The organism is Mesotoga sp. BH458_6_3_2_1, from assembly GCF_003664995.1.
Lineage (GTDB): Bacteria > Thermotogota > Thermotogae > Petrotogales > Kosmotogaceae > Mesotoga.
In genome coordinates, this window is sequence record NZ_JFHL01000014.1 from 43,198 (window position 1) to 60,273 (window position 17,076).

Consider the following 17,076-nt stretch of genomic DNA (forward strand, 5'->3'; position numbering starts at 1 on the left):
GAGTCTTCAGAGCAAATATCTGTTGATAACTTCAACCGCTTTTTCTAGTTCATATGGATTTCTAGCTGTCGTTCGGATTTCCATGTACAGTGTTCCGCCTCTAGTACTGTATCTTGCCTTAATGATTTCCCCGAACTGCTTGCAGACGAATTCATTTCTGTCAAATTTTTGGCTTGAGCCCCTCACCAATACTTCTTCGATGAATGGAATGGATACCAGCTTGTCTATGAATGATTGATTGTCCGAAATCATCTTGTTTGAATGGGCTTCTTTGGAGCTTTTCTTTAGTCTGTTCTCTATCGGTACAGAGCTATCCTTAAGACTCGCTTCAACATCCAGCTTTCCAAGACTCAATCTGCAGGCTTGGACAAAAACCTCGCCCATCGGACTCAGTGAAAGCATATGACCTACTGAATCCTGTTCGCGGTCTATGAGAAGCTTAATTTCTGCGGGAAGCGAACTGAAGTTGATCCTGTAATCGTACTCTCTTTCCAGATCTTTTTCGTTTATTACGGAATTCATTTCCAGAGTGTCGAGAAGGCCTTTGTTCTCGAGCCAAAGCTCAACATCAAGAGACAGAGGCATTGGTGGCAGCTTTATAACGCCATCAAATGTCTCGAAGCGGTAATAAACTGGGATCTTAACCCCCATCCCGAAAGCTAGAGAAAGCGCGATCTGAGCCTTGTATCCTCCTGTAGCGTTGATAAGTAGATTATCCATGTGATGTTTGTAAATCTCGGCAATTTTCTTAACTAGATTACGCAAGCCTTTGTTCTGGAAATCGTCTGGTCTTGAGTCATCAAGATCGGATATTGGATTCACGGAGACATTTTCGAAGCTCATATCTTTCGAGTGATCAAAGAATGATTTGAGAGCGTCACCGATCTTCTTGCCTTCTTCGGTATCCGAGGTCAAGAAGTATAGGTAGTCTCTCGAAGACAAGACAGACTGAGAAAGAATTGACGCAAGAGAGTTAATCTCAGCTCCAAAGTCGCGATTCCCGATCGGATCTTTCAAGTGAAGCAGACGATCAGCAATTTCAATCGAAGCCATGGAGCACAGTTTTCTCAAGCTTGCTCCAACTGTGCAGATAATCGTGTTTATGACGGTTTCCCCCTGTCTTCCCTCAAAGTGCAATCCCCTAGAAAAACTGAAGTCAGAATGGAAATTGAATTGATTATGAACGAATTATATCAGTTACTTTGTGGATATCCAAAGGCCATACTAGCTATTCTCATAGAATTTGCGTTTCTTTGGCCTTGTCAAGGCCAATAATTTCCTTCTTGTAATCATTTGACAGGCTCGAGCTGAATATTATAACTGAGTCCTCTTGCGTGTTCATGAGTCTTTTCAGTCCAGACTTCACTTTCTTAAGCTCTGCGTAAGTCAACTCTCCCTCAAAGACGGAATTCTGGATCCAGTTCAGGTAACGGCGGAGATACTTCAGCACCTTTGCTACTCTCTTCTCGTTCACATCATACACAAGTATTATCCACATTTAGCCCCCATGAGTAATAGATCCTGGTAGAAAGACCTCCATTCAATTCGGACTATTTTGAGTAAGAAGTGAAGTAGGTATTGTCCCTTCCATGAGTTGAGAACTATCATAGGATTGTCCAGGAGCATATGTTTAAAGCCATATTCTTGCAATACTGAACTTTTTACATACTAAAAATCTTGTCCGTGATCTTCTTCGCGATTACTGTGTTTCCGTTATCCATCTCTCTGCTCGTTGTTGCGGTAGCTTTGACTGTTAGAAATACCGCACATGCACCTGCTACAATGACAGCACAGGTATGTACTGCAGAGCGGATATTTTTGCACTTCTCTTCAAATGAGAGTTTGACCGACATACTTTCACCACCTTTCTCCTATAAGTTGACTATTCCAAGTTTCATAATCACACTTTTTGTGTAGATTTGCTTTTTGGCAATCGCGTTTCATTCTTCCGACGCTTCTATCTCCTTATCTGTGAGGCTGTGTTTAACTGACGTGGCTTCAAGTCATGTGGGTACACAAGGAATGAGCTGGGATAGTTTAAGATCATTCTCCTTTGCTTTTTGCATTTGTTGCGACCCGCTTTTTCTTAAGAGTTTTGAGCTGAGAAGACTTCTTTTTCCATGAATTGAAAGAGTTTATTGCTTCGAATCTCGAGTCTGAAAAAAGAAATCAAGAATCACGTTTGAGCACTAAATTGTCTATTAAGCTCTTTAATAAATGCTTTTAGCCATTTCTAGATGCAAGTGAAGACTTTCTAACGCGAAAAAATCAACGCGCAAGTCGTACGCAACCAATGTGCAATCCATACGCACTTTCAACCCACTATGCTGATTGCACATAATTCCCTTCCGAAAAGGGATAGCATTAATTAAAAATGCAGTACTGCGACGATTCTACGCGCAAGTCATGCGCAGACTATGCGCAACTTTCGCGCGAACCACGCACCCGCACATTATATATAAACAAAACAAAACAAGACAAAACAAAACATAAAACATTCTTTCTCCTAAAGGAGAAACGAAAGTTTTGCTTTCGGAAGAACCAACTGAAGAGACGAAAAAGCCGAGAGATCAAAGAAGTTTTTGTTGACATGATTAAGAACCGTTCTTTGTTAAGATCAATCGAGAAAGATCATTTAGAGACGTTCGCTGCGCTCACGAAAAGGCGAGAAATAGAAAAGCCAGTCTGCTGGCGCAGGCCAGTCTTTGCTTCGCAAAGGCCAGTTCCGACTTCGTCAGGCAAAGAGCCACTATTAGGAACGGGTTATGAAAATCGGGTTAGTGGGAGCGAGTTATCAAAACGGTTTATGAATATCGAAAAACCATTCAACGGCTAACCAGTCCCTTTGCTCTTTCCAACCACCAACCTGCTAACCCCAACCACGGTTTCCCAAAAGCCCAGATCCTGAACAGGAGCTTTTCAGGATGACAAACTGAGTTGGTTCTTACAATCTAACGTCTTGGCTCTTGAGAGGTTCTTCCTCCTGGCGAAGCCAGCCATGCGTCCCCGGATGGTTCTCCGGGCATTGCGTCCGCCGATGCTCTTCGGCGCATCACTTCCCGGGATGATCTTCCCGGCACAGCGTCCTGCCGAAGGCAGCAATTCATACCACTATGGTTCTTACGCAACGGTGATGAAATGAAGATCTCCACACGGAAGATGACCTAGTTTCCATACCACTATGGTTCTTACGCAACGGGAACAGGTGGCAAAGATGACTCCGGAGCAGATCAAGTTTCCATACCACTATGGTTCATACAAGAGCAGTCCTCCGTTGACCGTCCCAGAGCATGGACCCGTCCTCCGAAAGGATCAAAGACCAGATCCTGAACAGGAGCATTTCAGGATGACAAAATAGTTGGTTCTCACAGCCTAACATAATGCCCCTTGAAGGATCTTTCCTCCTGGCGAAGCCAGCCATGCGTCCCCGGATGCTTTTCCGGGCATTGCGTCCGCCGATGATCCTCGGCGCATCACTTCCCGGGATGATCTTCCCGGCACAGCGTCCTGCCGAAGGCAGCAATTAGCCATTCGGTCATCGTTTCCATACCACTATGGTTCTTACGCAACTTAGTGTTCGGCCCCGATCAGGACCGCCTGATCGAGGCAGTTTCCATACCACTATGGTTCTCACGCAACAGATCACCGAGCACCTGCCCGACGACATATATATTAGTTTCCATACCACTATGGTTCTCACGCAACTGGTGTCTTCTATGATATGAGGCTTACTCCTCATGCAAGTTTCCATACCACTATGGTTCTCACGCAACGCTCCTTGTGAATTATCCTTTGGACTTTTCAAAACTGTTTCCATACCACTATGGTTCTCACGCAACCTACGGGCGTTTAAAAGGTTCAAAAATTTAACTAAAAGTTTCCATACCACTATGGTTCTCACGCAACTATCCTGTTGATGTTCTTGAATTTATCGTGTTAACACAGTTTCCATACCACTATGGTTCTCACGCAACGAACCCGAAAGAATCGTTCCTGTTGTCATCGCTCAAGTTTCCATACCACTATGGTTCTTACGCAACGGGTGACATCCGCATCAAGATGAGTGCTCGCCTCCACGTTTCCATACCACTATGGTTCTTACGCAACATGAGGCCATAGATCCTGAAACTATGAGCCTGTACAGTTTCCATACCACTATGGTTCTTACGCAACGAAAGTTTACTATGTGAAAAACATTGCAAGATTTGCACGTTTCCATACCACTATGGTTCTTACGCAACTCGAGGTCGAGTACGAGGACCTCGCCACGTTGCTCGATAAGTTTCCATACCACTATGGTTCTTACGCAACTCCACCAGGCGATTCCAAGATTAACAAGAGTAGACACGTTTCCATACCACTATGGTTCTCACGCAACCAGAAAAAAGTAAGTATTTACATTGCTGGAGATTGTGTGTTTCCATACCACTATGGTTCTTACGCAACAACCCTCAGGAAGAAACTAACCTGTGTGTCGCCACGTCTCCATACCACTATGGTTCTCACGCAACTTTGGGTAGAAATAGGGTTCAACGGACTAAGTGTATTCAGTTTCCATACCACTATGGTTCTCACGCAACAAAGTTTGCCCTGGCGAATACTTGTGTGAAAGTTGCGTTTCCATACCACTATGGTTCTCACGCAACTAGAGCTACCGGATTAGTTATTACCATAACACGTACGTTTCCATACCACTATGGTTCTCACGCAACCCATGATATATACGTCCCGAGCAAGACGTAAAACTGCTGTTTCCATACCACTATGGTTCTCACGCAACGAAAAACCGGTGCTGGAATACCTCGGCCAGAACGAGTTTCCATACCACTATGGTTCTCACGCAACGGATTCCGAACGGGCAAAATACATCAACAACAAAGTTTCCATACCACTATGGTTCTCACGCAACCATAATGTAAGCACAACAGCAATCAGCAAATACATTAGTTTCCATACCACTATGGTTCTTACGCAACCTACTATCTCGACAGTTACCTGCAAAAGAAATTTGCTGTTTCCATACCACTATGGTTCTTACACAACCTGTTGACGTTACCCTCGAAGACGGTATCCATTTGTGTTTCCATACCACTATGGTTCATACAAGAGCCGTCCTCCGTTGACCGTCCAAGAGCATGGACCCGTCCTTCGTTAAGATCAAAGACCAGATCCTGAACAGGAGCTTTTCAGGATGACAAACTGAGTTGGTTCTGATCATATTGCTATAATTTGCTTCTTGAGGATAGGTCAGGCTCTAGTTTTTTGCTCCTGACCAACCACCAACCACGAACCACCCACAACGGCTCTTAGCATACCACTATGGTTCTTACACAACTAGTCTTCAAGTTAGCAGAAATCCATACGATGATCCAGCAGTTTCCATACCACTATGGTTCATACAAGAGCCGTCCTCCGTTGACCGTCCAAGAGCATGGACCCGTCCTTCGTTAAGATCAAAGACCAGATCCTGAACAGGAGCTTTTCAGGATGACAAACTGAGTTGGTTCTTAAAACTTAATGTCTTGCTCCTAGAAGGGTTTTCCCTCCTGGCGAAGCCAGCCATACGTCCCCGGATGCTTTTCCGGGCATTGCGTCCGCCGATGATCTTCGGCGCATCACTTCCCGGGATGATCTTCCCGGCACAGCGTCCTGCCGAAGGCAGCAATTCATACCACTATGGTTCTTACGCAACCGGAAGAAAACGTTGTATACATTGTGTCCTCCCGTTTCCATACCACTATGGTTCTTACACAACAAGTACTTCATACATTAGTTTACTCTGTTACCTATAAGTTTCCATACCACTATGGTTCTTACACAACACCAATCAGACGAGACCGGCCTGATATTCTAAACGTGTTTCCATACCACTATGGTTCTTACACAACGGTCCGAAGCCTCAGAACGCTCTCGTGAAAGCTGACAGTTTCCATACCACTATGGTTCTTACACAACGGTTGATGGTGTAGTTGGATTTGCTTCTAGAATTGGGTTTCCATACCACTATGGTTCTTACACAACCCAATCGATTCCTTGACGACGAATACAAGAAAGTCATGTTTCCATACCACTATGGTTCTTACACAACTGTAAAAATCCACAGCGCGTGCAACAAAACTTTATGTTTCCATACCACTATGGTTCTTACACAACACGCGCGTACAAACTTATCATGAAGGTGATATCATGCGTTTCCATACCACTATGGTTCTTACACAACAATGATTATATGTTCTTCGACAAACTTGAGTTCTGCAAGTTTCCATACCACTATGGTTCTTACACAACGCGCTCAATGGACTCAGATGTCTCTCTCCCCTCAAGGTTTCCATACCACTATGGTTCTTACACAACTGAGAATCGGACTCAAGGACGATGAGCTGTATGTCTTGTTTCCATACCACTATGGTTCTTACACAACTCATGAACCTTTCTCTTTGCCGCTGGTACGATCCCTGTTTCCATACCACTATGGTTCTTACACAACCAGGAGCTTTGTAAGCTGCTGCTGGAGCTTAACACGTTTCCATACCACTATGGTTCTTACGCAACCTAAGTGAGAGTCGGCCACAAAAGGGAGGAAGAGAACAGTTTCCATACCACTATGGTTCTTACGCAACCTAAGTGAGAGTCGGCCACAAAAGGGAGGAAGAGAACAGTTTCCATACCACTATGGTTCTTACGCAACCGAGCAAACGGTGAGGTCAGCTTTGTAAGTAACACACCAGTTTCCATACCACTATGGTTCTTACGCAACCCAAGGAGACCATCACGCACCCACCGTTAACCAAAACCGTTTCCATACCACTATGGTTCTTACGCAACGAAGAGCGAGACCAGCCTCACGTAATCATTTACAAGTTTCCATACCACTATGGTTCTTACGCAACCGGGGGATCTGCGACAGGTAAAGGCTGTACGATCCAGTTTCCATACCACTATGGTTCTTACGCAACCAGCCTCAAGACTACCGGTTAGGATTCTAACGCTCATGTTTCCATACCACTATGGTTCTTACGCAACATATTATAATTGAAACACGCAGAAAAGGCGGTCTCAGTTTCCATACCACTATGGTTCTTACGCAACCGACTACGAAATTAAGTACATCGGAGTCTACTTCTAGTTTCCATACCACTATGGTTCTTACGCAACACAATGGTTAAGAGATCAGAGCTTCTACCCAAATTTGTTTCCATACCACTATGGTTCTTACGCAACGAGCTATTAGAAAAAGCATTATCGACCGATACATGTTTCCATACCACTATGGTTCTTACGCAACTCGCCCTCGCTTCGCTCGGTTGACTCCTACTCATGTTGTTTCCATACCACTATGGTTCTTACGCAACCTTTCATCCGACCATCTATCTAATCTTCTTCTGAAGTTTCCATACCACTATGGTTCTTACGCAACTTAGGAGAAGTGATCGACCACTGGCTCGACCACATGCAGTTTCCATACCACTATGGTTCTTACGCAACGGATGTTGCGTCAAGCGTGTCGGTGATCGGGGGTATGTTTCCATACCACTATGGTTCTTACGCAACGCGTGTCTGGTCCGTTGCTGTGGGTCGGTACGTGTACGTTTCCATACCACTATGGTTCTTACGCAACTGCTACGGTTGCAATTCCTAGTATGGCTGTTAGTGTAGCGTTTCCATACCACTATGGTTCTTACGCAACAAGGCTTGACGGCAACGTTCTGGCGTTGCAAAACAGTTTCCATACCACTATGGTTCTTACGCAACCATATACATCGAAAACAATTGTGGCCCGTATATCCCGTTTCCATACCACTATGGTTCTTACGCAACGATCACATGGAAAAACCATCAGCCGTCTTCACTTGGCGTTTCCATACCACTATGGTTCTTACGCAACCGGAAACTATGTTCATTCAGGCTTAGGCGTTACGAGAGGTTTCCATACCACTATGGTTCTTACGCAACTGGGGATTTCACACACAACATTCAGGGAAAGGTTGATAGTTTCCATACCACTATGGTTCTTACGCAACTGGTAAGCGGCAGGGAATATGTGCTGTTCAGAGGTATGTTTCCATACCACTATGGTTCTTACGCAACAAAAAGTTTTATCAGGCGTTGAAGGAGGCACAAAACAAGTTTCCATACCACTATGGTTCTTACGCAACTGATTCTGCGACCGAAACTTTCTATGCTATTTGTGAGTTTCCATACCACTATGGTTCTTACGCAACAGATAAACGAAAAAACAGGGGCAAAGGAGGTGCAATAGTTTCCATACCACTATGGTTCTTACGCAACCCGCGGAGTATTTGACTAAAGGCAGCCCCATTTTGCTGTTTCCATACCACTATGGTTCTTACGCAACCGCCGGCATCTGGCAGCTCTTAGGTCTCACGATTCCGTTTCCATACCACTATGGTTCTTACGCAACCTAATGGAGAGATATCATTCATCTCACCAGATCCCTCGTTTCCATACCACTATGGTTCTTACGCAACTAAAACCATATCAGACCATACTAGACTAAGCCTGCATGTTTCCATACCACTATGGTTCTTACGCAACCCATCGAGAACATCAGAGCCGCAGAGACACCGGAGCAGGTTTCCATACCACTATGGTTCTTACGCAACAGAGACACCGGAGCAGAGAGAGAAACTCATAAGAAAAGTTTCCATACCACTATGGTTCTTACGCAACACATATTAGACCAGACCCGCATAGACTGTATACATGTTGTTTCCATACCACTATGGTTCTTACGCAACGTGGCTTGATCGCAGCGGGAACATACCCTTCACAGGAGTTTCCATACCACTATGGTTCTTACGCAACTCAGCATCACCACCATTTATTTGATTAAATATCCCGTTTCCATACCACTATGGTTCTTACGCAACCGCTTTTATTACAAAGATATTATACAGGTTTTGGGTAGGCAGAATCAACCAAAAGGGAAGATTCCGTAAGCGACATCGAATTTACATTTCGGCGATTCGCTTGGATTTGATTCTAGATGGACGCAGTGTTATGTGGAGGGAGAAGGCGTCGGTATCTTCTCAGGAAGACCAATTGCAGAAAATACCGGCGAAAAACTCTCCAGCAGAAGCTTACAGAAGGAAATGTTACCGATTTCGCTTTCAATCAAATGACCTATCTGCAGTCGTATCTGTGTAAACTGTACAGGAATGATTATAAATAGGTCTAGAAGTGTTATTAGGAAATGAGTCTAGAAGAAAATGGCATACGATCGATCCGACGAGAATTGGTAACGAAATTATTAACTCGGGAAAGGCTTATGGGAAGGATAATACAACTCTGTTCGGAAAAGCCGATGATGATAATCCGCAATATGGCTTTTACATGAAATGATCGCATGTAATCTAGTGCGACAATAAGCTGAATTAACCAATCTTGAAATGCCTCAGTGGAATTGGGTTTTAGAAGCATAGTGATTTCGACGGCAAGTAGTTCCGAATGGGTATTGACCGAGAATGATTATTGCGGGAATTTTACTTCTGGAGTCAAGAAAATTCGAACTTGATGAAAGGATTTGAGAGAATTGTTCTGAATGGGTGTTCTGCCTTCTACCACCACATGTGAAGCGCTTTGTACTCCTCCTCTGAAAGAAGTGACCGGATCAGTTTGTAGCATTCGGTTAGAAGAAGCGTGTTGTACGAGACTTTCCTTTTTAGTGTTGGATGAAAGACCGTCTCTTCCATGAATTTCTCGAAGTGCTCTACGTACTTCTTCATTCCTTCATTGGTAAGAAGGGTTGAATTCATTTCCTTATCGAAGTCGTCTTCTGTAATGATGGTTTTGTTTAGTAGAGTCATGATCAGTCTGTCTACTATTACCGGCTTGAAGACCTCGCTTATGTCAAGGCAGAGCGAGAATCTCATTTCGCAGGGTTCGTGTAGGAAGCTTACTGTGGGGTCGAGCTGAGTCTGATAGATCTTGCTGAGTGTTCTGGTGTAGAGAAGAGAGTTTCCGAAGGAGATCATGCAGTTGAGTATACCCAGTGGAGGCTGTCTGACTCTTGTGACGAATTCCTGACCGGTCAGCCCTGCAAGAATCGGATAATAGTATTGTCTGAAAGCGCCCTCGACAGCCATTACCGAGTTGATTCCGGTCGTGTTCTGAAGTCTTTCTCTAGTGCTTTTCAGCCCCTCTATCTTGTCTTTGTAACCGGGAATCTTGCTGGATGATCTCTGAAGTACCCTGAGCATGTTGTGCATCGCTCCGTCGATGAATTCTCTAGATAGCTTCAGCCTTTTAATAGGGTCGAGAAAGGTTCTGACCTGTTCTACCAGTAGTTTCCCCGAGACTTTTTGCTTCCTCGGTACGAAACTCCCGCTGTACCAGCCATTATGCGAGTAGACATGGAGCGCAACTTCCTTTTGGGAAAGAAATGAGAGAAGACGGGTATTAAGATCGATTTCTCCAAAGGTTGAAATCGATTCGATCTTTTCTATTGGAATGAACTTTCTTCTACCCTCGCGTTCTAGTAAGAGAGTGTTGTCTTTTCTGCTCAGCTGTCCGCTGGCAAAGAGATAGAAGTTCTTCTTCATGATCAAACCTCCTAGGAAAAGCAGAGATCGAAGTAAGAGCAACCTTTGCAGCCTTTCTTGAATAGCGGAACGGGCGCGCTTTCGAGGTTGAAGATCGTCTTTATCTCTTCGAGATCTCTTCTTATCTGTTGTTCATCTTCTTCGGTAAGTGAGATCATGATCATTTTCTTGGCTCTAGGATATGTAAGTCGGGCAGTGAATCCGTGAAGGCCAAGTTTGTGCTTTAGGTAGTAGAGATAATACTTGACCTGATAGATGTGACCTTCTCTCACTTCTTTGCCATACTTAATTTCAACGATTTCTCTTGTGTTTCTTAGTATGTCGAGAGAGATTTCGTCGATCACAATGTCTTTGTCTTCGCCCTGGCTGTATTCTTCTTGGAGAAGCTTGCCGAGCTGAACGCTCTCTGAAGTAGATTCCATAGATATGTTGTGCAGAAAGAACCAGAGTTGTGTCTTGCAGTAATGGAGATAGTTGATTGCATTACCTCCTATCCTCGGCTGTCTTTCGGTGATTTCCATCAGGTGTCCTCGACTATGGGGCTTTCGTCTTCTTTCGGACCGAGGTAGCCGAGTGATGGATTGTAGATGATTGGCGCGTAGATGAATCCGTCATCATCCTTTTCCAAACGCCCGATGACATCCTTTACAGGTACTTTGACAAGTTTGCCGAGTTTCTGCATCTTGCCTGAATTATTGGCTCTGAATTCAGAAGGAATGACTTCGATGGTCTTGTAGGGGATGCGGCGAATCAGGTCGTCTGCAAGCCTTTGATCGATTGACATCGAATAAATCTGGAAGTTCATCTCTCTCACAAACTGCCAGCTTGCCTTACCGGCAGAGATCTCCTCTTCAATGTTCTCGATTTCAGAGAGTAAGTTTTCCATCATTTCCCTTAGTTCAAGTCCGCTAGGTGTTTGACGGGCTTTTAGGAGTCCAAGAGATTTGTCGACAAGGTTCTTGTTATAGATAGAATATGAGTTTTCATTCTGAGGGAAGATGATAACCTCACCTATCGGAGTGGTGCCTTCTCTGTTTACTCTCCCGAATCGCTGGGTGAGCGAGTCAATCGGTGCAGCTTCTGTTATGAGGACATCGTAGCTTATATTAAGGCTAATTTCGATCGTCTGTGTGGCTACGATGATTCTCGGAGGAGAATCTCCCGTTATGCGAGAGAGGATTCTTTCCCTGTCCTCGAGGTTGAAGCGGCCGTGATAGAGAACTATGTCTTTATCTGGCATCTTATCGGACAGGGTTTTGAAAGCTTCGGTGGCCTTTCTGACGGTGTTGAAGCATAGAATGGCTCTTTTTCCCTTTTCATATTGTCTCTTTGTCTCTTCAACAGGGTCGACTTCTTCTAAATGAGAGATGGTGATTCTTCTCAGCGATTCACCTTCGTAATCTCTCACTATCACAGGGTCATCAAGAACTTCCTTGAGCTTCTGGATCATGTAGGAAGGGAGAGTGGCGCTCATCACGCAAACTGGAGTACCCATGGCTTTAAGCATTTTTATGCTTTCAAGCAGTATGCCAAATGTGTACGGTTGGCTCGCGTGGATCTCGTCGAATATGACCGCCGAATTGACGATATTTACTATCTTTGGCTCCCATCTTCCCCAGTTAAGTGACATGAGAAGAAGCTGATCTAGAGTAGCGACGTTAAATGGGTTGTCAAAGGCTTTCATCCAGAAGATTCTATCTCGGGTGTCTTCTGAATATCCTTCGTTAGAATACAAATAGTATGCGATGTTGCCGTGGACCAGACCGGTTTTGTCGGACACTTCTTCCGTGTATCTTTTGTACATAGCTTCGACTGTTGTCACTGTGGGAAGAAAGAGGGTGGACTTTTCTCTTCCAGTCGATTTTGTCCAGACAAGAGCGGCGAGAGATTTTCCACGACCAGTAGGAGCGAGGATTATCGTGTCCTTTCCGGTAGAGGCCTCTGCTTGAAATGTGCGCAAGGGCCGAGAATCGAGTTTTATGCTTGCTGATGAGAGGGGCTTCTTTGCGGAAGCCGACCAATCTGCAAGGTTTAGAATTCCCTGGATCAAGAAATAGAGTCGCCGATCGCGAGGTGCGCCAAAAAAGAAGTTGCAGAGTCTCTTGAGAAGTTCTCGAGGAGAAGGTATCTGCAAGTTGAGATCGGGAAGCTCAATGCTGAAGTGGCCCTTCGCATAGTCTTTTATCTCCTTGAATTCATTCACAAGTTCGGGGTTTGGAGTCGCCTGTTGTCTTTGAAATTCCAAGGATGAAAAAGAGTCTTTGAATCGAGAACCATGATGGCCCAGTATAGACTGGAGGATGTAGTTCTTGATGGGGGATTCATTAAGAGAGGCCATAGCTATCTGAGCCGAAGCAAGTGAGTGGGAAAAGCCTTTCTTGTCGAAGGAGAATTCTACACAGCCTTTCCCGATGTCGTGGAAGGCGCAGGCGGTTAGAATTGCTTCTGAGATTTGTTTTGGGTCAAGATTCGTGTTTTTGAGGGCGATTTTGTTTTGATCAAGATAGCTATGAGCGTAATCAAGAACTCTCTCGGTATGCTCTATTAGGCTTACTCCCGGCTTTGCGAGAGACATTATTCTACCTCCAGAGGGGAAAGACAGTATCTGAGACAGCTACTGCTTCTCCAGAGTATTCGACCGGTTCGGAGATGTATGTGTAAGGTGATCTGTTTCTTGGCCTCCGTACTTTCGGGTTCCGTTTATCTCGATCAAATTCGCTATTCAGCCAGTAAGTCTTGAAGTGAGGGATACTCCCTTCACTTAGAGCGGTGATGTTGATCTTGCCTTGAAGGTCTCCCTTAACCACAGTGTTGTGTATGACTGATTTCTCCACCCTCTCTGCGGTCTCTAATTCAGACTGGATAAAGGTTATGAACTCGTCGTCCCTTCCCAGACTTAGGGGGAAGCAGGGATCGGAGATAGCTTTCTCGATCTCTTTTAGTTTGGTCTCGGGGCCCACAATTAAAAGTATAATATTGGGTCGATAGAGGACCTCTCTTATTACGACAGCCTTACCAATGGATCTTCCACCGTCTTTTACCTTCTTTATCGCCCATGCGTCTTTCGCCATTCCTTCATTCTCCTGTATGTGTACGCCGAAAGAAAGGTCCCGGCAATAGTTCTGTGCTTCGAAGTATTCTCTGCCGGTAGCTGCGCCGATTATTCCAGTGATCGTGGTGGGCGGAGGAAAGGGCAGGCTCTCCTGATAATTCATGGATGCGGGGCTTCGAAAGGAAGCTGTGTATCCTTTTATTGAGATTTGGAGCACTAACATCTTTTCACCTCCATTGGAAAAGGCCCCTCGCATGAGGGGCCAGTGTTATATTGTTGAAAGAATCTCTTTCACTCTGGAGAAGGCATCTGTCATGGGAAGAACTTCAACTGTCTCAGGAACTCCACCATCCAGCGCAGATGCGTCAAGTACTTTCGTGGTTCCAATGATTACGCGATCGATTATGCTTGAATAATTGGTAATGCTATCGATCAGCGTTTCGGCCATGATCTTTCCCTTTGTATCACAGCTTACGGATTCGAGGAGGAAGGGAAGCTTTACTGTTTGAAAGGCGAAGGTGATGAATTTCGGAGAGATGTCTGATAGTATGTTGGTCTGCTTTCCGCCTGTCCAGAGAGTCATCATGGAATCGAGGAAGAGGTTGAGTCTTCTCAAGCGCTCTTCTTTCTGTATCTCGAGTGTGGTCTCTTTGATTTCAGAAGGATCGAATTTGCCGACCCTGTCAAGTTCTATGAGTCCACCGCCTCTGAGATACGCGGAGTAGACTTCGGTTTCAACCATGTTTCCGCCCTTGTCGCTGGCTTTTCTTGTCTTTGTAAGTAGATCTCTGTCGCCTCTGTAAGGGAAGAGAGATACGAGCGGGGCGATTCTTACGGGAGACGTTCTCTTTCTGTTGTCACCGGTTACCGCGATCATGTAGCCGAAGAGGTCGTCGTCGATGTAGTTCAGCGGATCTCCGAGTGTAGTTTCGACTTCTCCATCTACGGGAGTGGAGAGGGCCTCGCCGATTTCTGCAAATCTCTCTCTCAGGCCGTGGCGCTGACATTGTCCGGAAACGTAGTTGAATGCGGATCCGTCTGGAGCGACGATCTTTTTTGCGGTCTGAATGTTGCCTTCTGTGAATCCTGCGTTGGGGTTACCCATAGTGACTTTGGATATTGAACCCCAGGAGAGACACTTAATCTGCAATCTTTTCACCTCCATTCTGTGAGGATGCATAATGTCTCGAAAGGTATTTGTTTACGGCGAAGATTACAAGGAGAGCCTTGGGCTTCTTCCAGGTTTCCTCGTTGAGAATCCTTATGAACTCTTCGGGGATTCTGATCTTCCAATCCTCTTTTGCGTACTTGAATTCAAGATCGGCAAGGGTGAGCAAGAGATCTTCCAGAGAGCGGCTGTTGCGTAAAGAGTATAGATCGCCGAAGCTCTGGGCTTCAAAGACCGCGTTGCCAATCACTTCTCCGGCCTTTTTTGAGAGATCGATTGTCATTTGATCCAAGCCATTCACTCCTTTCATGGTATTTGATGCAACTATCACCTCGTATATAGAACGGACAGGGTAATCGAAATCAAAGATGATCATCTGAAGCCTTTCTTCGAGTGGCTTGAAAGAGAGGATCATTCTGGATATCTCTTCACGTCTCGAAACGTCGGCAGAGGGGCTTCCGGGGATTACCAGACTGTCCATGAATTTCGAGAAGTCGCCACCCAGGGTCTCCACGTTTTCGAAAAAGGTTGTCAGCTCCTCAACTCTCTCGAATGAGTCGAAGTTGAGAAATGAGTTGTTTCTTCCAGTGTTCGAGACCTGCATAACTTTGAACGAAGAGCGGGGAATGAATCTGGTCTTCTCGAACAGGGTGTGAAGAGAAAGGAGAAGAGTCTCATAGGGTTCCTGAGGATAGAATCTCGATTTGACCTTCAGGTTTCTCCATGAACCGGGTTCGTAGAGATCCTTCATCCAGAGAAATGTATTGTAGGTCGATTCAAGAGTATCGCTCTCCGGGAAGAGGTAAGTGATCACGTAGTCCTGCCCGTCCTTATAGGATGTGTAGAACAAGGCGAGACCGGCCATCATTCCAAGGAACTGGCAGTCAAGGCAGACTTCGCCGCTTCCTGAGCCGAAGCTGAAGAAGCTCTGAAAGTTCTCGGCTTTTACCGAGAGAGGATCTCCCAGCATCGACAGTTTTTCGAGAGTTGAGACTCTAGAACCGCAAAGACTGCATACTTTGCTTCCAATCTTGTTTTCCTCGAGGATCTTTGAGACTTTGTCCAGAACTGTGTACTGCTTTAGAAAAGGTCTGAGGTTTGGCGCCCAGGGCTTGCCGTTCTTGTTGAGCATATCTTTGAGAGCATTCTCGAAGATTATCTTTTTGGGCGTCTGTGTCTCGAAAAGGTTTCCCGTGATAGTACAGTCTGCAGTATATCTCTTTATCGCGACCGCTCCGGCCATTTGCCAGAAACTTCTTATATGAACTCTCATGTGACACCTCTTTCGGTTAAGAATTGTCCTCACAGTTTTCGCAGACGTTTCTTCCTTCCTGAATTGTGCAACCGCAGCAGTCGCAGAAGACTCCTTTGCACCAGCAGGTCGCGCAGGCGCTGCCTTCTAAACCAAATCCCTCATCTTCATCTAGGCAATCATCCTCGTAGAAATCTCTTTCGTCTTCCAAGATGGCTCACCTCCTTCAAGCTTTGTAATCACACTTTTTTGGAGTATCAGTTCTCGAGTACATATTCCCCGTCAATCTTATGGAGTCTTGGTGGTTCAAAGGCGATGTTGACCTTACTTAGTAATTCAGATATCTTGTCCAGAGCAGACTGTAATTCCTCTACGCCGTTGTCTTCCTCGCAGAAATGGGAGAAGGTAACGAACACGGAAAAGTCGTCCTGCCGTCGGCTGATTTGAATCTGTCCTTCGGGAAGTATCTCTCCATTTTTGAGAGAGTCGAGCAGTTTTTCTTTGAAGTAATCGACGACAATCCAGGGAGCTTTTGCATAGTATTTGTAGACAAGCTCGATGAAATCACCTCCTTCCATTGCAAGTCTTGGCAAGCAGTCCAAGATACATACTCACACTTTTTAGGTGAGATAGAATGAGAGGTTTCGGGGCCTTTTGGTGGAATTTCCTTTGGTGAAGAATCATCTCTTCAACCTAGAAGGCATTATTAAGGGAAAACGTTGTTACGTGTGATTCCTATTCCGTAAGCGGCACGATCTTCTGGGAAGGCGGCTCAGTATTCCTCTAATGACAAATAGAATCAGGTGAGAGAGAGTCTTTGGGTGATTTAAGTATGGAACGGGGATCCAGGTGCCGTTAGCTTGGGTGGCGCAGATTACTTGCTCAGTTCTTCCTTGGTCTTCTTGTACTGTACAGCTATATGACATGCAGCATCGAATACTTCCAGTCCTACTTTGACAATGAGTATGATTGCCTGCGCGATGTTTGTTGGATTTCGAGGTGCTCCCAGTTCATTTGGTTTCACTGCTTCACCTCCCTTTAT

The 17,076-nt window shown here is 45.2% G+C and carries 12 protein-coding genes and 2 CRISPR repeat arrays; all 12 genes read right to left on the reverse strand.

Annotated elements, in window-relative coordinates; translation table 11 throughout:
• Positions 1–6: 6 nt before the first annotated feature.
• The gene (locus Y697_RS07575) at positions 7–1,137 is read right to left on the reverse strand and encodes a putative CRISPR-associated protein (protein ID WP_121551031.1); all 1,131 of its coding nucleotides are present in this window, start codon (positions 1,135–1,137) and stop codon (positions 7–9) included.
• A 97-nt stretch (positions 1,138–1,234) separates the two neighbouring features.
• A complete protein-coding gene (gene cas2, locus Y697_RS07580; protein WP_006489328.1) occupies positions 1,235–1,498 on the reverse strand; it encodes a CRISPR-associated endonuclease Cas2 in 264 nt (87 codons plus the stop codon).
• Between the two features lie 163 nt (positions 1,499–1,661).
• Positions 1,662–1,853 carry a hypothetical protein gene (locus tag Y697_RS07585; RefSeq protein WP_121551032.1) on the reverse strand — a complete coding sequence of 64 codons (192 nt, stop codon included), beginning with the start codon at positions 1,851–1,853 and terminating at the stop codon, positions 1,662–1,664.
• A gap of 1,687 nt (positions 1,854–3,540) precedes the next feature.
• Positions 3,541–5,110: direct repeats of the CRISPR family, unit length 30 nt; unit sequence GTTTCCATACCACTATGGTTCTTACGCAAC.
• Between the two features lie 552 nt (positions 5,111–5,662).
• A CRISPR array of direct repeats spans positions 5,663–8,891; the repeat unit is 30 nt; unit sequence GTTTCCATACCACTATGGTTCTTACGCAAC.
• Positions 8,892–9,578: 687 nt separating this feature from the next.
• Positions 9,579–10,562 (reverse strand): type I-B CRISPR-associated endonuclease Cas1b, encoded by a 984-nt coding sequence (gene cas1b / locus Y697_RS07600; protein WP_121551035.1) that lies wholly within the window; start codon positions 10,560–10,562, stop codon positions 9,579–9,581.
• Between the two features lie 11 nt (positions 10,563–10,573).
• Positions 10,574–11,083, reverse strand: coding sequence for a CRISPR-associated protein Cas4 (cas4, locus tag Y697_RS07605; protein ID WP_006489323.1), 510 nt, complete (start codon positions 11,081–11,083; stop codon positions 10,574–10,576).
• Positions 11,083–13,137, reverse strand: a complete 2,055-nt coding sequence (gene cas3 / locus Y697_RS07610) for a CRISPR-associated helicase Cas3' (RefSeq protein WP_121551036.1) — start codon at positions 13,135–13,137, stop codon at positions 11,083–11,085. The genes cas4 and cas3 overlap by 1 nt, the downstream gene beginning before the upstream one ends.
• Before the next feature lie 4 nt (positions 13,138–13,141).
• A complete protein-coding gene (gene cas5 / locus Y697_RS07615; RefSeq protein WP_121551037.1) occupies positions 13,142–13,837 on the reverse strand; it encodes a CRISPR-associated protein Cas5 in 696 nt (231 codons plus the stop codon).
• Positions 13,838–13,882: 45 nt separating this feature from the next.
• Positions 13,883–14,773 (reverse strand): type I-B CRISPR-associated protein Cas7/Cst2/DevR, encoded by an 891-nt coding sequence (gene cas7i, locus Y697_RS07620; protein WP_259462377.1) that lies wholly within the window; start codon positions 14,771–14,773, stop codon positions 13,883–13,885.
• The gene (locus Y697_RS07625; RefSeq protein ID WP_121551039.1) at positions 14,754–16,055 is read right to left on the reverse strand and encodes a hypothetical protein; all 1,302 of its coding nucleotides are present in this window, start codon (positions 16,053–16,055) and stop codon (positions 14,754–14,756) included. Before Y697_RS07625 ends, cas7i begins: the two co-directional genes overlap by 20 nt.
• Positions 16,056–16,071: 16 nt before the next feature.
• Entirely contained in the window at positions 16,072–16,245 is a 174-nt protein-coding gene (locus Y697_RS14665) for a hypothetical protein (RefSeq protein WP_014731187.1), read from the reverse strand.
• 46 nt (positions 16,246–16,291) lie between these two features.
• A complete protein-coding gene (locus Y697_RS07630; RefSeq protein ID WP_121551040.1) occupies positions 16,292–16,636 on the reverse strand; it encodes a hypothetical protein in 345 nt (114 codons plus the stop codon).
• A 272-nt stretch (positions 16,637–16,908) separates the two neighbouring features.
• Positions 16,909–17,058 (reverse strand): hypothetical protein, encoded by a 150-nt coding sequence (locus tag Y697_RS14670; RefSeq protein WP_183083758.1) that lies wholly within the window; start codon positions 17,056–17,058, stop codon positions 16,909–16,911.
• Positions 17,059–17,076: the final 18 nt, after the last annotated feature.

Coding starts and splice junctions, on each gene's coding strand:
- cas3 (WP_121551036.1), bottom strand. CDS start 13,137: ATGTCTCTCGCAAAGCCGGGAGTAAGCCTAATAGAGCATACCGAGAGA.
- cas5 (WP_121551037.1), bottom strand. CDS start 13,837: ATGTTAGTGCTCCAAATCTCAATAAAAGGATACACAGCTTCCTTTCGA.
- Y697_RS07625 (WP_121551039.1), bottom strand. CDS start 16,055: ATGAGAGTTCATATAAGAAGTTTCTGGCAAATGGCCGGAGCGGTCGCG.
- cas1b (WP_121551035.1), bottom strand. CDS start 10,562: ATGAAGAAGAACTTCTATCTCTTTGCCAGCGGACAGCTGAGCAGAAAA.
- Y697_RS07585 (WP_121551032.1), bottom strand. CDS start 1,853: ATGTCGGTCAAACTCTCATTTGAAGAGAAGTGCAAAAATATCCGCTCT.
- cas4 (WP_006489323.1), bottom strand. CDS start 11,083: ATGGAAATCACCGAAAGACAGCCGAGGATAGGAGGTAATGCAATCAAC.
- cas2 (WP_006489328.1), bottom strand. CDS start 1,498: ATGTGGATAATACTTGTGTATGATGTGAACGAGAAGAGAGTAGCAAAG.